15 protein-coding genes, 1 tRNA gene and 1 pseudogene are annotated in these 17,476 nt (G+C 63.2%); 12 read left to right on the forward strand and 5 right to left on the reverse strand.

Annotated elements, in window-relative coordinates; all coding sequences use genetic code 11:
* Nucleotides 1-181 precede the first annotated feature (181 nt).
* A tRNA-Gln gene (locus CKO11_RS11895) sits at nt 182-256 on the reverse strand.
* Nucleotides 257-356: 100 nt separating this feature from the next.
* On the opposite strand from CKO11_RS11895, the gene CKO11_RS11900 reads away from it, so the two are divergent.
* Nucleotides 357-1,544, forward strand: coding sequence for an NAD(P)/FAD-dependent oxidoreductase (locus CKO11_RS11900; protein ID WP_223638924.1), 1,188 nt, complete (start codon nt 357-359; stop codon nt 1,542-1,544).
* Nucleotides 1,545-1,700: 156 nt separating this feature from the next.
* Here the strand turns inward: CKO11_RS11900 and kdsA are convergent, their stop codons facing one another.
* Genes kdsA through CKO11_RS11915 form a run of 3 tightly spaced genes read right to left on the reverse strand, consistent with a single transcriptional unit; the run spans nt 1,701 to nt 5,107 of the window.
* Complete coding sequence (gene kdsA, locus CKO11_RS11905) at nt 1,701-2,534, reverse strand: 3-deoxy-8-phosphooctulonate synthase (protein ID WP_223638926.1); 834 nt, start codon at nt 2,532-2,534, stop codon at nt 1,701-1,703.
* Between the two features lie 13 nt (nt 2,535-2,547).
* Nucleotides 2,548-4,470: a capsule biosynthesis protein gene (locus tag CKO11_RS11910; protein WP_223638931.1), complete on the reverse strand. Its 1,923-nt coding sequence runs from the start codon at nt 4,468-4,470 to the stop codon at nt 2,548-2,550.
* Nucleotides 4,454-5,107: an ABC transporter ATP-binding protein gene (locus CKO11_RS11915; RefSeq protein ID WP_223638934.1), complete on the reverse strand. Its 654-nt coding sequence runs from the start codon at nt 5,105-5,107 to the stop codon at nt 4,454-4,456. Before CKO11_RS11915 ends, CKO11_RS11910 begins: the two co-directional genes overlap by 17 nt.
* Before the next feature lie 170 nt (nt 5,108-5,277).
* On the opposite strand from CKO11_RS11915, the pseudogene CKO11_RS11920 reads away from it, so the two are divergent.
* The 11 genes and pseudogenes from CKO11_RS11920 to CKO11_RS11970 all read left to right on the forward strand — a co-directional run bounded on the left by CKO11_RS11920 (nt 5,278) and on the right by CKO11_RS11970 (nt 16,803).
* Nucleotides 5,278-5,885, forward strand: a pseudogene (locus CKO11_RS11920) (uracil-DNA glycosylase family protein).
* On the forward strand, nt 5,872-6,669 hold the full coding sequence (locus CKO11_RS11925) for an SseB family protein (protein WP_223638936.1): 798 nt from the start codon (nt 5,872-5,874) through the stop codon (nt 6,667-6,669). Before CKO11_RS11920 ends, CKO11_RS11925 begins: the two are co-directional and overlap by 14 nt.
* 75 nt (nt 6,670-6,744) lie before the next feature.
* Entirely contained in the window at nt 6,745-8,178 is a 1,434-nt protein-coding gene (locus CKO11_RS11930; protein ID WP_223638938.1) for an FAD-binding oxidoreductase, read from the forward strand.
* Between the two features lie 71 nt (nt 8,179-8,249).
* Entirely contained in the window at nt 8,250-9,323 is a 1,074-nt protein-coding gene (locus CKO11_RS11935) for an FAD-binding protein (RefSeq protein ID WP_223638951.1), read from the forward strand.
* A complete protein-coding gene (glcF, locus tag CKO11_RS11940) occupies nt 9,323-10,606 on the forward strand; it encodes a glycolate oxidase subunit GlcF (RefSeq protein ID WP_223638953.1) in 1,284 nt (427 codons plus the stop codon). The genes CKO11_RS11935 and glcF overlap by 1 nt, the downstream gene beginning before the upstream one ends.
* 57 nt (nt 10,607-10,663) lie before the next feature.
* A complete protein-coding gene (locus CKO11_RS11945) occupies nt 10,664-11,440 on the forward strand; it encodes a trypsin-like serine peptidase (protein ID WP_223638956.1) in 777 nt (258 codons plus the stop codon).
* Between the two features lie 149 nt (nt 11,441-11,589).
* Entirely contained in the window at nt 11,590-12,072 is a 483-nt protein-coding gene (locus tag CKO11_RS11950; protein WP_223638958.1) for an Hsp20 family protein, read from the forward strand.
* Nucleotides 12,073-12,204: 132 nt separating this feature from the next.
* On the forward strand, nt 12,205-13,386 hold the full coding sequence (locus CKO11_RS11955; protein WP_223638961.1) for an MFS transporter: 1,182 nt from the start codon (nt 12,205-12,207) through the stop codon (nt 13,384-13,386).
* Between the two features lie 116 nt (nt 13,387-13,502).
* A complete protein-coding gene (locus CKO11_RS11960) occupies nt 13,503-14,525 on the forward strand; it encodes an aspartate-semialdehyde dehydrogenase (RefSeq protein WP_223638972.1) in 1,023 nt (340 codons plus the stop codon).
* 119 nt (nt 14,526-14,644) lie between these two features.
* A complete protein-coding gene (locus CKO11_RS11965) occupies nt 14,645-16,246 on the forward strand; it encodes a DUF4139 domain-containing protein (RefSeq protein WP_223638977.1) in 1,602 nt (533 codons plus the stop codon).
* Nucleotides 16,247-16,389: 143 nt separating this feature from the next.
* On the forward strand, nt 16,390-16,803 hold the full coding sequence (locus CKO11_RS11970; RefSeq protein WP_223638980.1) for a hypothetical protein: 414 nt from the start codon (nt 16,390-16,392) through the stop codon (nt 16,801-16,803).
* A gap of 194 nt (nt 16,804-16,997) precedes the next feature.
* Here CKO11_RS11970 and CKO11_RS11975 read toward each other — a convergent pair whose 3' ends face one another.
* Nucleotides 16,998-17,444 (reverse strand): hypothetical protein, encoded by a 447-nt coding sequence (locus CKO11_RS11975; RefSeq protein WP_223638983.1) that lies wholly within the window; start codon nt 17,442-17,444, stop codon nt 16,998-17,000.
* Between the last annotated feature and the right edge of the window lie 32 nt (nt 17,445-17,476).

Here is a 17,476-nt window from a genome sequence, read left to right on the forward strand (position 1 = left end):
CGGCCCACCCGCGCGCCCCCGCGCGCCCGCCATCCCCGGGAACAGGCCAAGCGCCTGTTTCCAAGCCGTGATTTTCATTGAGTGGGGCGAGAGAAAAGGGATCTGGGCTGAAACTTCGCGCAACAGCCAAAACAGAACCCTTTGGCTTAGGTCACCGGCGTCGCACATCATAGGGAAGAGTTGGCTGGGGTGCCAGGATTCGAACCTGGGAATGGCGGTACCAAAAACCGCTGCCTTACCACTTGGCGACACCCCAACTCTGTGCGGCGCTGTTTAGCCAAGGGCGCTGGGGGGCGCAAGAGGAAAATTTGCGAAATGCGTTGCGTTTTCGTGCGGGGCGGGGCACTGGCGCATGCATGACAGATTATGATGCCATCATCCTTGGGGCCGGGGCGGCGGGGCTGTTTTGCGCAGCCGAGGCCGTAGGCCGTGGCCGCCGCGTTGCACTGCTCGATCATGCCACGCGGCCCGGCGAAAAAATCCGTATCTCAGGCGGCGGGCGGTGCAATTTCACCAACCGCGATCTAACGCGCCAAAATGCCGCCGAGCGGTTCGTGTCGGAAAACCCGCGCTTTGCGCTTTCGGCGCTGAGCCGGTTCACCCCCGCCGATATGATCGCGCGGATTGATGCGGCGGGCATCGCCTGGCATGAAAAACACCTTGGGCAGCTGTTTTTCGATGGCAAGGCCGGGCAATTGGTCGATCTGCTGGTTGATGGGGTGCGCGCGGGGGGCGATCTGCGCTTGGGCACCTCGGTCGCGGCGGTGCGCCAGGCCGGGGTGGGATTCGCGGTCGAGACCTCTGAAGGCGTGATGCAGGCCCCGCGCGTCGTGGTGGCGACCGGGGGCAAGTCGATTCCGAAAATTGGGGCAAGCGCCTTTGGCTACCGGTTGGCAGAGCAATTCGGGCTGCGGGTGACCGAGACGCGCCCGGGGCTCGTGCCGCTGACCTTTGCCGAACAGGATTTGGCGCGCACGGCGCCGCTTGCGGGGATTGCCGTTCCGGCGCGCGTCAGCCTTGGCAAACGTCATTTCGACGAGGCGCTTTTGTTCACCCATCGTGGGCTGTCTGGTCCGGCGATTTTGCAAATCTCAAGCTATTGGCGCGAGGGCGAGACGCTCCGCGTCGATCTGGCGCCGGGGCGCGATCTGGCGGCGGAACTGGCCACGCTCCGGGCCGAAACGGGGCGGATCGCCATTCACACCGCGCTGGCCCGGCTTTTGCCCGAAAAGCTGGCGCAGTTTGTGGTGGCTGAGGCGGGGCTGTCTGGGCGGCTGGCCGATCATGGCAACAAGGCCTTGGCACATCTGGCCGCGCAGGCGCAGGCCTGGCAGGTGCGGCCGGTTGGGTCCGAGGGCTACCGCACCGCCGAGGTAACAGTCGGCGGGGTGGCGACGGATGAGTTGGACGCCAAAACGCTCGAAGCCAAACGCGTGCCGGGGCTGCACTTCATTGGCGAGGTGGTCGATGTGACCGGCTGGCTTGGCGGTTATAACTTCCAATGGGCCTGGTCCTCGGCCTGGGCCGCGGCACAGGTGATTTAAGCCAAGAAGGGGGCTTGCTGCCCCCTCTGGGCCCTGGGCCCATTCACCCCCGAGGATGTTGCCGCAAAGTCGAAGCCAAGCGGTTATCGCCTTTCGACTTTGTTCAAATATCCCGGGGGAGGCTGCGCAGCAGACGGGGGCAGCGCCCCCAATTCCTTACAGCCGGATCGGATCGGCTTTGGCCAACCGGTCAAAGGCCATCAGCGTTTCGATCAGCTTGGGCATATCCGCCAGCGCGATCATATTCGGTCCGTCAGAGGGCGCGGTGTCAGGCGCTTCATGCGTTTCGATGAACACCCCGGCAATGCCAAGGCTCACTGCCGCGCGTGCCATGACCGGCGCCATTTCGCGCTGGCCGCCCGAAGCGCCGCCAAGCCCGCCCGGTTGCTGCACCGAATGGGTGGCATCCATGATCACCGGGTAGCCCGTTTGCGCCATCCGCGGCAAGCCGCGCATATCCGCCACCAGCGTGTTATAGCCAAAAGAGGTGCCGCGCTCGGTCAGCAGGATCTTTTCATTCCCCGTCGCCGCGACCTTGGCGGCGACATTGTCCATATCCCACGGTGCAAGGAACTGCCCCTTTTTGATATTCACCGTTTTGCCGGTTTCGCCCGCCGCCAAAAGCAAATCGGTCTGACGGCACAAGAAGGCCGGAATTTGGATCACATCCACCACCTGCGCCGCCGCCCGCGCCTGTTCGGCATCGTGGATATCGGTCAAGACCGGGCAGCCCAGCCGGTCGCGCACGGTTTCCAGCACCCTAAGCCCGGCCTCAATCCCCAGCCCGCGTTTGCCGCTTAGACTGGTGCGGTTGGCCTTGTCATAGCTGCCCTTGAAGACGAATTGCGCCCCGTTGGCGGCGCAGGTTTGGGCCATCGTCTCGGCAATCATCAGCGCGTGATCGGCGCTTTCCAACTGACACGGTCCGGCAATCACCGTCAGGGGCTGGTCATTGCCGATCTTCAGCGGGCCGATCTCGATGGTTTTCATGCTCTCTCCGGGCTTAGCTCGACACCTGTTCGCGCAGGATCGAGGCGGTCAGCGACAGCATCAGGTAAATACCGGAAAAGATCAGGAAGGCCAGCAGCGTATCTTCAAAGGCGCGCGGATAGGTGGGTTCATCGGGGGCCACGGGGCGCACGCCCATCTCAAGATAGCGCACCTGCTTGTTTGCCTCGATCCGCGCCACTTCCATTTGTTGGGCGGCGGCGGCCAAAAGCCCCTGACGGGTTTCCAACTCGGCCTCGGCGATGCGCAATTGCCCGGTGACGGAGGCGAGCGATTCACTGGTGCCGCTGCGTTCGGTCAATTGCCCACGCAGATCGGCGATCAGATTTTCCAGCCGCGTGATATCGCCCTCCACCCCGGCGACCCGTGCCGCATTGGGGCGGGGGTTATCGAGCAACTGCCCAAGCTCCAGCCGTTTTTTCTGCAATTCGGTTTCAAAGGCCGATACCTGCCCCATCACCGCACTGCTTTCGGCCATCGGGTCCAGAATGCCGACCTTTTCTTGTAGCTCCAGCACCTTGGCTTGTGCCGCAAACACCTTGGCTTCGGCATCGGCATAGCTTTCACGCGCGCCGCGCATCTGGTCTTCGCGCAGCCGCGAGGTAAGCCGGTCGACCTGTTCCTCGGCATAGGAAATAAGCGCCTCGGAAAAGGCCTTCGATACCTGTGGATCGGCGGCGACCACCTCCATCCGCACGATCCCCTCGGACGGGTCATAGCCGATTTTCACATTGCGCTTGTAAAGTTTATAGGCGGCCTCGTTTGTGGCATCGGGCGCAAGCCGTTGCAGCGGGTCGATCCCCTCTTGCGCGAAATGCTCCTTAAAGCCCTTGTCAGCCTCTAGGCGCAGCATCGCATCGCGCGATTGCAGGAAGCTTTGCACAGTCACCGAATCTTGGTTCGTGGCAAGCTGCGTGCCCGAGAAGAGCGAGCCCAAACCCGAACTGCCGCCCATACTGTCGGCCTTTTGGATGACGAATTCGGTTTTCGTTGCATACATCGGTGTTGCGACGGCAAAATAGTACCAGCCCGCGAGCAACGTGGGCAGAAAGACGAAAAACGTCAGCCGTGCGGCCAGCAAAATCAATTTGCGGCGGCGGCGTTTGGCGATGTCGCGCTGGATGCGGATGATTTCGCGCGCCCGCGCCCCCTCGTCCAGCGGCGGGGCGCCTTGCGGCGCGGGCGGTTTTCCGGGCGCCAGCGTTTGCGGCAATTGCACCCGGGTGTCGGCCCCGGCGCCATCGATGCGTGCCAACGCTTGCGTGGTGGCCGAGCCGCCCCGGCCCCGCGCCAAGGCGGGCACGGCGGCGGCGGTGGCTTGGGCCACGGCGGCTTGATTGGCCTTTTCCAGCGCCAAAAGCGCCCCACGATCAAACGGGTCGATGCCGCGACGGCGCAAGATCCGCACCGCTTCGAAATCCGAAGTCGCCTCGATCCCGTGCTTTTGTGCGGTGCGCCGCGCAAGGCGCAGTTGCCGCCCGGTCAGCCCTTCGGCGCGGATCGCCTCGATCTCTTCGTCAGAGGTGCGCTCTTGCGGGCCAAGCACATCGGTATCGCCAGAAACCGGGGCGGCGGTGGGGTAGCGTTCATCCCCAAACCCATCCTCTTGCGGCTCGAACAGGTCTTCGACGCGCGCCGTTTCCGGGGCCTGTGGCGGCGGTTCGGGTGTTTGCGCAGCGGGGGGCACTGTGGGGGGCACTGTCGCCGTCTGCTCGGAGGGGGCAGGCTGGGCGACCGGCGTGGCTGTTTCTTGCGCGTCGGGGGCGGGCGTTTGGGGCGCCATAAGCCCCACGCCACGCTTGGCACGGCGGCGCAGCAATTCCTCGACCGAGTGCATATCGGGCGCGGATGGGGCCTGCGCGGGGGCGGCCTCGTTGCGACGGATGCGGTAGCGGGCGACCTTAGGCGTGGTAGTCATACATCCGTTTCGCTTCTTCAAGAGTGTCGAACATGTAGAGTTGCCCATCGCGCAGCACCGCCGCCGTGCGGCAGAATTTCTCAAGCGTGCTGGCCTGATGCGAGACGACGACAACGGTCGCCTCTTTCAGCCGGTCGCGCAGGATAGAGCCGGCCTTGCGGTTAAACTCCACGTCGGTGGTCGAGGGCATGCCCTCGTCGATCAGGTAAATGTCAAACTCAAGCGCCAATAGCAGCGCGAAAGTCAGCCGCGAGCGCATGCCTTGACTGTAGGTGCCCACCGGCATGTCGAAATATTCCTCGATCCCGCACAGCCAGCGGCAAAAAGCTTCGACATAATCGGGGTCCAGCCCGTAAAGTCTTGCGATATAACGGGTATTTTCGCGCCCGGTGTGTTTGTTCACCACCCCGCCCATGAACCCAAGCGGAAAGGATACCCGGCAGGATTTGCGGATTTCCCCCTCGTCGGGCTTTTCGAGCCCGGCCATCATGTTGACGATCGTGGTTTTGCCGGTGCCATTGGGGGCCAAAATGCCAAGCGAATTGCCCAATTCGACCCGGAACGACGCCTGATCCAAGATCACTTTACGCCGCTTGCCCGTCCAGAAGGACTTGCTGACATTGTCGAATTCGAGCATTGCTCCTGTCCGGCCTGTGTTTGTGCCCGTTATCTGCCCACCGTGGTGATCTTGACCCGAACTCGTTAAGATACCGCCTACGTCTGCTTTTGGGCGATATTATGTCCGAAGGCGCGCGCTTTCCGCAATCCGCGATATTTTGTTGCGCGTCAGGAAACGAAGAAGGCCAGATGCCACCTGTCGAACGGGCCCCCTCGCTGATCGAAAGTATCACCGCTTGCCGGCTGTGCGCAGGGCGGTTCGCGGCCACAGCCACCGCGCATCAGCCGCGCCCGGTGGTGTGGTTTCGCCCCGGGGCGCGGGTGCTGATCGTGGGGCAGGCGCCCGGCGCGCGGGTGCATCGCTCGGGCCGCCCTTTCACCGATGCCTCCGGTGACCGGCTGCGCGACTGGATGGGAATAGACAGCGCGCGCTTTTACGACCGCGATCGTATTGCCATTGTGCCGATGGCTTTTTGCTTTCCGGGCTATGACGCCAAGGGGGCAGACCTGCCGCCGCCACCGATCTGCGCGCAAACTGGCGGGCGCAGGTCTTGGCGCAATTGGGCGCGGTGGATTTGACCTTGCTTGTCGGCGGCGCGGCAATCCGCTGGCATCTGGGGGAAAAGCGGCTGACAGAGGCGGTGATGGGGTGGAAATCGCATTGTCCGCGCGTCTTTCCCTTGCCGCACCCGTCGTGGCGCAATACGGCTTGGCTCAAACGCAATCCCTGGTTCGCCGCTGAGGTGGTGCCCGCGCTGCGCGACCGGGTGAAGGAGGTGCTCAATGACCCCATATGACCGCGCCCATGCCGCAATGGAAGCCGCCCCGGACAACGAAGCCTTGCGGCTGGCCGTCTATGACCGGCTTGCCGATGCAGAATTGTTCCTGCTTTTGGAAGAAGAGCCGGTCGATGAAGACATCACCCCACAGGTCTTTTCCACCGAAGAGGGCGATTTCATTCTGGCTTTCGATCTGGAAGAGCGGCTATCGGCGTTTGTCGGCGCCCCCGCGCCCTATGCGGCATTGCCCGGCCGGGTGATCGCGCAAACGCTGGCGGGCGAGGGCGTGGGGCTGGGCATCAATCTTGGCGTGGCCAATTCCGCGATGCTTCTGCCGCCCGAGGCGCTTGAATGGCTCACCGATACGCTGACTCATGCGCCGCAGGCGACCTCGGCCATCCCCGTCGCGTTCGACGCGCCCACCCTGCCGCCTGCCGTTCTGGGGCTGTTGCTGCCGGCGTTTGAGGCGAAATTCGATCAATTGGCCGGCCTGGCCACCCATGCGCTTTTGGGGGGCGTGACCTATGAGGGCGGCGGGCGCGGCCATGTGCTGGCTTTTGTCGGCGCACCCGAACCCGCGCAACCTGGCATTGCCAAGGCGATGGCCGAGGCGTTGGCGTTTTCGGGGCTTGAGGCGGGTGAAATCGATGTCACCTTTTTGGCCGAAGACGATGCCGCGACTGAAGTGCTGATGGAAAAGGCACTGGTGTTGCATCTGCCTGAACGGGTCGAGGAAGAAGTGCAAGAGCTGAACCGCACGCCTCCCGGCATGGACCCGGACAAGCCACCAATACTGCGCTAAACGCTGCGACGACGTTTTCATTGCACGAATCCCCTGAATTGGTCATAAAGTTTGACCAGAGCGGAGGAGGTTCCCATGGAGATGCCAGTTCCCAGCGCCACGGTGCTGGCGCAAAAAGCGCGCATCGTCAAAGCCCTGCGCAAGGTGCTGCCGCGCGATGCGGTGATTGATGATCCCGCCGAAACGCGCGCCTATGAATGTGATGCGCTGTCGGCCTATCGTTGCGCGCCCTTGGCCGTGGTGCTGCCGCGCACCACCGCCGAAGTCGCCGACGCTTTGAAACTGTGCCACGAAATGGGCGTGCCGGTGGTGCCGCGCGGCGCGGGCACCTCGCTTGCGGGCGGCTCTATGCCTTCGGCGGATGCGGTGGTTTTGGGCCTTGCGCGGATGAACCGGGTGCTTGAGGTCGATTTCGACAATCGCTTCATTCGGGTGGAGGCTGGGCGTACGAACCTTTCCGTCACCGGTGCGATCGAGGCGCAGGGGTGGTTTTATGCCCCCGATCCCTCTAGCCAGCTTGCCTGCGCAATAGCGGGCAATATCGGCATGAATTCGGGCGGTGCGCATTGCCTCAAATACGGGGTGACGACGAACAATCTGATGGGGGTGACGCTCGTCACCATGCAAGGCGAGGTGGTCGAGATCGGCGGGCCTTATTGCGATGCGGGCGGGCTCGACCTGTTGGGGGTGATTTGCGGGTCTGAAGGCCAGTTGGGGGTAGTGACCGAGGCCACGCTGCGCATCTTGCGCCAGCCCGAGGGCGCGCGACCCGTGCTGATCGGCTACGCCTCCAACGAAGTGGCGGGGGCCTGCGTGGCCGATATCATCCGCGCAGGCATCTTGCCCGTGGCGATTGAATTTATGGACCGCCCCTGTATCGAGGCGACCGAGGCTTTTTGCCATGCGGGCTACCCCGATTGCGAGGCGCTTTTGATTGTCGAATGCGAGGGGAGCGAGGCCGAGATCGCCGAGCAGTTGGGCCTCATTAGCCAAATCGCGGCGCGCCACAATCCGGTGGAATTTCGCGAGGCGCAATCGGGCGATGAAGCCAAGCGCATTTGGCTGGGCCGCAAATCCGCCTTTGGGGCGATGGGTCAAAAGGGCGATTACATGTGCCTTGACGGCACGATCCCGGTCTCAAGCCTGCCCGACGTGTTGCGTCGTATTGGCGAGATTTCGCAAGAGTTCGGGCTGGAGGTCGGCAATGTGTTCCATGCGGGCGATGGCAATATGCACCCGCTGATCATCTACAACGCCAATGAACCCGGCCAGCAGGAGCTTTGTGAGCGGATGGGGGCCGAAATCCTCAAACTATGTGTCGAGGCGGGCGGCTGCCTGACCGGCGAGCATGGCGTGGGGCTGGAAAAGCGCGATCTGATGGAGGCGCAATTCGCGCCAGAGGATCTGGAGGCACAGATGCGGGTGAAAGATGTGTTTGATCCGCAGTGGCTTTTGAACGCGGCCAAGGTTTTTCCCCTGCATGTCAGCGCCGCGCGGCGCGCGGGCTAGGGGGCGCCGCCCCCTCGGCGCGGCTGCGCCTCACCCCCGGGATATTTGAACAAAGTCGAAGGCAGATTTGCATGAGAGTGACGCGCGAAAGCGAATTGGTCGAGGTGGTGCGCGAGGCCACCGGACCGTTGCAGATCATCGGCGGTGGCACCCGGCCTGTGGGGCAGGTCGCAGGCACGTCCGTGCAGGTCGCCATTTCGGGCATTTCGCTTTATGAGCCGGGCGCGCTGACGCTGATTGCGGGCGCAGGCACGCTTTTGCGCGTGATTGAAGAGGCCGTGGCGGCCGAGGGGCAACGCCTGCCTTTTGAGCCTGCATCATGGAACGCGCTTTTGGGCACCACCGGCGAAAGCACGATTGGCGGCGTGGTCGCGGCCAATGTCTCCGGACCCCGCCGCATTCAAGCCGGCGCTTGTCGCGATAGTCTGATTGGCGTGCGTTTTGTCGATGGCACCGGGGCCGTGGTGAAAAACGGAGGCCGGGTGATGAAGAATGTCACCGGCTATGACTTGGTCAAGCTGATGACGGGGTCTTGGGGCACTTTGGGTGTGCTGAGCGAAGTGGCGTTCAAGCTGCTGCCCGCCGCCCCCGCGCAGGCCACGCTGGTGATGAATGTGCCGCTGGCGCAGGCGGCGACGGTGCTTTCCAAGGCGCTCGGGTCGCAATTCGATGTCTCCGGTGCGGGGTGGCTGCCGGGCGTGGGGGTGATCGTGCGGTTGGAAGGTCTGGCGGATTCGGTGGCTTATCGCGCCGCAAAGCTGGCCGAGGGTTTGGCCGCTTATGCGCCCGAAATCCTGCGCGCCGAAGGCGCCCAGCTTTGGCGCGACTTGGCCGAGGTGAAGCCGCTGCAATCCGCGCGCGGTGATCTGTGGCGGTTCTCGGTCAAACCCTCGCAGGGGCCAGAGATTGCCGCGCGGCTTGGCGGCCAAGCGGTGCTGGATTGGGGCGGGGGGCTTGTTTGGGCACGTGTGCCCGAAGGGGCGGATGCGCGTGCGCTTGCCGCGCCCTATACCGGTCATGCCACCTGTTTGCGTGGCCCGTTTGCCACCTTTGAACCCGAACCCGCGCCGGTTGCGGCGCTCAGCCGCGGTTTGCGCGCGCGCTTTGACCCCAAGGGCCTTTTCAACCCCGGAAAGATGGGCTGATGCAGACCTCCTTCACCCCCGACCAATTGGCCGATCCCGAGATCGCGCGCGCCAACAAGATCCTGCGCGCTTGCGTGCATTGCGGTTTTTGCACCGCCACTTGCCCCAGCTATCAAGTGCTGGGCGATGAGCTTGATAGCCCGCGCGGGCGCATTTACCTGATCAAGGAAATGCTGGAAACGGGCCGCCCGGCGGATGCGCGCACCGCCAAGCATATCGACCGCTGCTTGGGCTGTTTGGCCTGCATGACCACCTGCCCCTCGGGCGTGGATTACATGCATCTGATCGACCATGCCCGCGCGCATGTGGAGCGCACCTACAAGCGCCCCGCTTTCGAGCGGTTCTTGCGCTTTGTGTTGGCGGAAACCGTGCCCTATCCGCGCCGGTTCCGGTTTGCGATGCGGGGCGCGCGGCTGGCCAAGCCTTTTGCTTGGGCCTTCCCCGATGCGCGGCTCAAAGCGATGCTGGCGATGGCGCCTGACACGCTGCCCAAACCGTCGCAAAATGACCGCGCCCAGACCTTTGCGCCCATCGGACCGCGTCGCTATCGGGTCGCATTGCAAACCGGCTGCGCGCAAAAGGCGCTCGATACCGATATCAATGATGCCACGATCCGGCTGTTGCGGCGGCTTGGCTGCGAGGTGGTGATCCCGAAGAAGCTGGGCTGTTGCGGGGCGCTGTCGCACCATATGGGGCGCGAGGCGGAATCGCATGCGCAGGCGGCGGCGAATATCCGCGCCTATGGCGCGGCTGGCGATGTGGATGCGATCATCATCAATACTTCGGGCTGCGGCACAACGGTCAAGGATTACGGGGTGATTTTTGAAGGTGCTCCGCTGCAGCCGCAGGCTGAAAAAGTGGCTGGGCTCGCAAAAGACATTACCGAGTTTTTGCAAGCCGTCGGCCTGCCGGAAGCCGCGCCAAAGGGGCTGCGGGTGGCCTATCATTCCGCTTGTTCGCTTCAGCACGGCCAGCAAATCAAGACCGCGCCGAAAGACTTGTTGCAACGGGCCGGGTTCGAGGTGGTCGAGCCGCTTGACCCGCATTTGTGCTGTGGTTCGGCGGGCACCTATAACCTGTTGCAACCCGAGATTTCGGCCGAGTTGAGGCGCCGCAAGGTCGATACATTGCACGCCACCGCCCCCCAAGTCATTGCCGCAGGCAATATTGGCTGCATGGTGCAAATCGGCACCGGCACGCAGATCCCGGTGGTGCATACGGTTGAACTTCTGGATTGGGCTTTAGGCGGGCCGAAACCGCGCGCGCTTGCGGGCTTGCCATAATCTTGCCGAACCCACAGGCTAGGGGGTGCACAGCCCTTATGAAACACAATCGATCCGATGCGCCGTCTTGCCCCTGTTTTTGCCGTTCTCGCCTGGCTGGCGACGCCCGCAACCGCCTTTGAAAGCGGGCTGAAGCTTCTGTCCACCGGCACCGACAGCCGGGGGTGGGAAGCGGTCGGGCGGCTTGATCTGGGCCATGGCAGCTTTTGCACCGGCACCTTGATCGCGCCCGATCTGGTGCTGACGGCGGCGCATTGTCTTTATGATCCGCGCAATGGGCAGATGATCGCGGCGGGCGCGTTGGAATTTCGCGCGGGTTGGCGCAACGGGCGGGCCGTCGCCTATCGCCATGCGCGCCGGGCGGTGGCGCATCCGCACTACATCTACCAAGGACCGAACCAGTTTGACCGTGTGGCCTTTGATCTTGCTTTGGTGGAGCTGGATCAGCCGATCCGTTTGCCACAGGTGCAGCCCTTTGCGCTGGATGCGGCACCGGATGCGGGCGATACGGTCGGCGTGGTCTCTTACGCTCATAACCGGGCCGAGGCCCCGGCGCTGCAAAGCATGTGCAATGTGCTCAAGCGCGATGGCGGCGTGGTGTTGATGAATTGTGCCGCCGATTATGGGGCCTCGGGCGCGCCCATCTTTGCCATGCGTGGCGGCGTGCCCAAGATCGTTTCGGTCGTGTCCGCCAAGGCGCATCTGCGCGACAAGGCGGTGTCTTTGGGCACGATGGTGGAAAAGGTCGCGGATTTGCGGGCCGAGATGGGCCAGCGCACGCCCGGCCCGAATGAAACCCGCCGTGCGGGCGGGGCAAAATTCGTCCGCCCCTAGGCGCTTTGGGGGTCTTGAAACCGGATTTTTCCTTCCCCAAATCTGGGGAACCGGGGTGCCGCAATGGGCCCCGGCCAACCCGCCCGGCCCCGCATGGGGCGGGCAAACGCAAGGCTCTAACAGACATCGCTCAAGAGAGGATGACCAACATGCGTGCTTTTGACTTTTCGCCGCTTTACCGTGCGACCATCGGCTTCGACCGCGTTGCCGATATGATGGACCGGGTTCTGGCCGCCGATATGGCACAGCCCAGCTATCCCCCCTACAACATCGAAAAAACCGACGAGAATGCCTATCGCATCTCGATTGCCGTCGCGGGCTTTGGCTCGGATGAGCTCAGCGTCGAACTGCGCGAAGGGGCGCTGATCGTCGCCGGGCGCAAGGCCGAAGAAGATGAGGGCCGCAGCTATCTGCATCGCGGCATCGCCACCCGTGCCTTTGAACGCCGCTTCGCGCTGGCCGATCACATGAAGGTCACCGGCGCCAGCCACACCGATGGCATGCTCAACATCGATCTTGTGCGCGAAGTGCCCGAAGCGCTGAAACCGCGCCGGATCGAGATTGCCGGGCCCGCGCAGATCCGCAGCAAAACCGTCGAGACCATCGAAGCCCCGGAAACGCAAGACGCATAACGGGTGCAACCTCCGCGTTTGGGGCGGCCTTCGGGCCGCCCCTTTCGTTTGTGCCCCATACACCTACGCTCTTGTCACGGCCCGCGCCGCACGGCAGCTTGGCGCGGTTGTGAAAAGGCCGGGGGGGGGATCATGCGCCTGTCGATCGCATTTTTGGTGGCGGGCTATGTGCTGAGCCAATTCTATCGCGCCTGTTTGGCGGTTCTGACGCCGGTGCTGAAAGAAGAATTGGGCGCAAGCGCCGAAGATCTCGCCGTCTCTTTGGGGCTTTGGTATCTGGCTTTCGCGGTGATGCAGATCCCGGTGGGCGAGGCGCTTGACCGGATCGGCCCGCGCCGCACGGTGGGCATTTTGCTGGCCTTGGGCGGTGGCGGGGGCGCCGCAGCTTTTGCGCTGGCCACTGGCCCATGGGGGATTCATTTCGCGATGGTGCTGATCGGCATTGGCTGCGCGCCGGTGTTGATGGGATCATATTACATTTTCGCGCGCTCTTTCGCGCCTGCGCTTTTTGGCACCTTGGCTGCTGGGGTGATTGGCGTCGGCAGTCTGGGCAATCTGGCTGGGGCGGCGCCGCTGGCGGCGGCGCTTTCGGCGTTTGGCTGGCGGCCCACGCTTTGGACGCTGACGGCGATCACGCTTCTGGTCGCGCTGGCAATTTTGACCTTTACCCGCGATCCAGAGCGGGTGGCCCCGCAGCCGGGGCAGAAAGGCTCGGTCATCGATATTTTCCGCCTGCCGGGATTTTGGCTGATCTTGCCGCTGATCTTTGCAAATTACACCGCCGCCGCCGCGATCCGGGGGCTTTGGGCTGGGCCGTGGCTGGCCGATGTGCATGGGGCCGATGCGGCGTTGATCGGCTCGGTGACGCTGGCGATGGGGGTGGCAATGGTGCTGGGCAATTTCGCCTATGGTCCGGCCGACAAGCTGTTGGGCAACCACAAGCGGGTGGCGCTTTTGGGCAACACGCTTTTGGCCGTGGCTTTGGGCTGGCTGGCACTGGCGCCCGAGGCGGGGCTGTTGCAGGCCACGCTTTTGCTGGCGGCTGTGGGCTTTTTCGGCGCCTCTTTCCCGGTCTTGATGGCGCATGGCCGGGCCTACTTGCCGCCGCATCTGGTGGGGCGGGGGGTGACCGCGCTCAACCTTGTTTCGATCTCCGGGGCGGGGCTTGGGCTCTTTCTGTCACGCCCGGTTTTTGCCATGGCCTCTGCGGGCGGTGACCCGGTCGCGGCCTATCGCGCCTTGTTCGTGTTTTTCCTGTTTCCGCTTCTGCTGGGACTTGCGATCTATCTGTTTTCGCGGGCTCAGCCGGACTAGGCTGGGGCCACGCAGACGCGCGTTTCCTGCATCACTTGCACGAATTTCCCACGAATCCCTTTCCAAACTCGCCCATTTTCGGTAGGTGGCAGCGTTCTTTCGAGAAGGAGGCCTCAATGGGCTACAAGGTCGTCGTCGTCGGTGCCACGGGCAACGTTGGCAAGGAAATGCTGAACATTCTCGCCGAGCGCGAGTTTCCGGTGGATGAAATCGCGGTGCTTGCATCGCGCAAATCGCTGGGCACTGAGGTCAGCTTTGGCGATGAGACTTTGAAGACCCAAGACCTTGAGCAATTCGATTTCACCGGCTGGGATATCGCGCTGTTCGCCATTGGGTCCGATGCGACGAAGGTCTATGCGCCCAAGGCCGCCGCCACGGGCTGCGTCGTGATCGATAACTCGTCGCTTTATCGCTATGACCCGGATGTGCCGCTGATCGTGCCGGAAGTGAATGCCGATGCGATCGAGGGCTACACCAAGAAAAACATCATCGCGAACCCGAACTGCTCGACCGCGCAAATGGTTGTTGCGCTCAAGCCGCTGCATGACCGCGCCAAGATCAAACGCGTCGTCGTGTCGACCTATCAATCGGTTTCGGGCACCGGCAAGGAAGCCATCGACGAGCTGTGGGACCAAACCAAGGGCATTTATGTTCCGGGTCAGGAAGTGCAGCCGAAGGTCTACCCCAAGCAGATCGCGTTCAACGTGATCCCGCATATCGATGTGTTCCTTGATAGCGGGGAAACCAAGGAAGAGTGGAAGATGGTCGCGGAGACGAAGAAAATCGTCGATCCGGCGATCAAGGTCACGGCGACCTGCGTGCGCGTGCCGGTCTTTGTTGGCCACTCCGAAGCGGTGAACATCGAGTTCGAAGAGTTCCTTGATTGGGAAGAAGCGACCGAAATCCTGCGCGAGGCGCCGGGTGTCATGGTCGTCGATAAGCGTGAAGCGGGCGGCTATATCACGCCGGTGGAATGCGTCGGCGAATATGCCACCTATATCTCGCGTATCCGCCAAGACAGCACGATCGAGAACGGGCTGAACCTGTGGTGCGTGTCGGACAACCTGCGCAAGGGCGCGGCGTTGAACGCGGTGCAGATCGCCGAAGTTCTGGGCCAGCGCTGCCTGAAAAAAGGCTGAGGCACAGCGACAGCCGATCACGGCAGGCTAAGGAAAACGTGAGGGCGCCCAAAGGGGCGCCCTCTTGCTTTTGCAGTGGACTGGGCCGACCCTGTGCGCGTCTGCATAGGGAGGAGACCATGCCCAGACGGCATTTGATTTCTGCATTGTTGCTGGCCGCCGCGCCCGGTGCGCTGTTCGCGGCCCCGATGGAAATTCCGGCCAAATTGGAGGCGGTGACGCTGTTCCCGTGGGGGGCACAGGTTACCCGCACGATCACGGTGCCCGAGGGTGTGACCGAGGTTTTGGTGCCCAATTTGCCTGATCAAACAGACCCTGCGGCGCTGCGCGTCGCCGCCGAGGGGCTGACCCTTGGGGCGGTGACGCTGATCGATGCGCGTCAGCCGGTTGCGGAAAATCCTGACACGCCGCAGATCGCGGCTGCGCGCAAGGCGCTTGCGCAGGCGCGCGAGCGCTTGGCACGCGAGCAAGATGCAGTGGCCCGGCTGGGCGCAAAAGCCGCCGCCGCAGTGGCGCAAATCGAGTTCCTCAAGGGGCTCGACACCGCCAATACGCCGCCTGACAAGGTGGAGGAGCTTGCGCAGGCGGTGGCCTCGGGCGTGCAGGCCGCCGAAGAAGCGCGGATCGCCGCCGAGGCCGAAATGCGCCGGGCCGAGGCGGCGTTGAAACCCGTGCGCGCGGCGGTGGAAAAGGCGCGTCAGGCGCTGCAAGCGTTGGAAAACCCCGCGCAAGAAAGAGATTCCTTGCAACTGGCCGTTTCGGGCGCAGGGCAGGTGACAATCTCCACCTATGTCGATCAAGCCGGCTGGGCGCCCAGCTATGACATCCGGCTTGATAGCGGGTCTGAAACGCTGGTCTTGGATCGCTACGTCTCGGTGCACCAAGCGACGGGCGAAGATTGGACGGGGGTCAATCTGGTCTTGTCGACCGCGCGGCCTTCGGAACGCGCTGCCCCATCGACGCTTTGGCCCGACCGGCGCCGCATCGGCCCGCCCGAACCCGCCGCGCTGTCGCGCCAAGCGATGTCCAAACTGGCCGAATTTGACGAGATGCCCATGGTCGAAGCCGCCCCCGCCCCGGTGGCTGATCGGATGGATATGCAGATGCAGGGTGAGACGGTCACCTATCGCTATCCCAACCGCGTCGATATCCGCGACGGGGTGGAGGATTTGCGGCTGAAGCTGGACCGGGTGGAACGTCCGGTGACGGTGCTGGCCGAGGCGGTGCCCCTGCGTGATGACACCGCCTTTCGCGTGGTGGAGGGCGTGAACGGGGGCGAGCCGCTTTTGCCCGGTGAGGCGGTGTTGTGGCTGGATGGCGCGCTGGTGGGGGGCACCGATTTGCCCTTGGTCGCCGCGGGGGACAAGTTGCGTCTGGGGTTTGGGGCGATTGACGGGCTCAAGCTCAAGCGTGTGATTCCGCAAGCGAATGAAGGCGACCGGGGGCTGATTGCGAAATCGAACGCGCGCTCGGAACGGGTGGAGATCACCGCCGAAAACCTGACCGATAAAACTTGGCCTGTGCGCCTGATTGATCGTGTGCCCTATTCGGAACAAGAGGATTTGCAGATCACCCACAGCGCCACCCCACCCGAAACCCATGCCGATTGGGATGACAAGCGTGGTGTTTTGGCGTGGGAATTTGAACTGGCCCCCGGGGCCGCGCAAACCATAACGCTTGAAACACTGATGCGCTGGCCGACCGATCAGGTTTTGCGCTGAAACAACCTAAGGTTGAGCGAATCGTGCAAAGGCGCTAGGCTTTTGGGTAAGCGCGGGGGATCGGGTCGGGTCCCCCGTCGCTTTAAAAGGCTCGTAACGCCCCGGCGGGTAAGTCCTTTTACGGGGCTAGGGAGGGTAAGCCTATGAATCACGTGATCGACAAGCAAACCGACAAACGCTCTTACGGGCTGTTCGGCATCGAAAAGAGCGAGATCACGCTCACCTTGGTGGAGATGGGGCCGGATAAATTCGGCATGTCGTTTGAGGCGCAATGGAGCGGGCTTGTCAGTGGCCATACCGCCGCGGGCCCGTTTGAAGTGCATGGCGATCAAGACAAGATCGTCCATCAAAACCCCACGATCCGTGTCGAAATCTCGAATTGGTCGCTTGATGCCGCGCACAAACGGCTTTCGGCCCATTGCCGCATCCATGTGGATTTGTCGTCCTATGGTCTTGGGACGGTGCTGGTGTATGACAAGACGCTTGCGGGCACGTTCGGCGCGATGAACGCCCAGCAAATGATGGCAGCGCTGGCGCAGGCGATGGAATCGGCCTGAGCCGCTCCCAATCACGTCAAAGCGCCACACGGGCGGCGGGCGCGCTTGGCGCGCCTGCCCTGCGCTGTGACGGCACCGGGTCACAGCATGTTTGAGGTACCTGACCGAGGGCATTCTGCGCGAAGGTCAGGTCCTGGCCCCCGGGTTCAGGGGGCCGCATGACGCCGCCATTCTGGCGGTGTGGCGAAGTGCCTTTAGGCAGCCCGCCCCGGTCGTCGCCCCGAGCCTGATCGGCTGACCCCGCTTGCCGCAAGCCCCGCTTTGCGGGTGAGTGCGCCGGGGAAGGGGGCGCGGAATTGCAACATCAGTTCGGCCAAGGAATGGCCGATCTCTTCGACCCAAAGGACAAATCGGTCCGAGGGCCATTCGTGCAGGCCAAGCCGCTCCTCTTCAAGGCGCAGCACAAAGCCGATCTTGCGCAGCTTGGCTTGTAAATCGAGCCAGCCCTGCGCGTTTTCAAACGCATTCGACAGGGCTGCCAGTTCGCTTTTATGCACCGCCGAGGGCACCTCTTCGAGCGCCTCGGAAAGCGCACGACGGATCAGTTCGGCAGGCGTTTCTTCATGCAGGCGTGCGGCCACCTCGATCTTGGCGATCAGGTCGGTCGGCAGGCGAAGGGTGACGAGTCGGTTCTGGGTCATGAACCGAGATTCGCCCATTAAGCTTAAAAAGC

Origin of the sequence: Rhodobacter sp. TJ_12 (assembly GCF_020023995.1) — a bacterium.
GTDB lineage: Bacteria > Pseudomonadota > Alphaproteobacteria > Rhodobacterales > Rhodobacteraceae > Rhodobacter.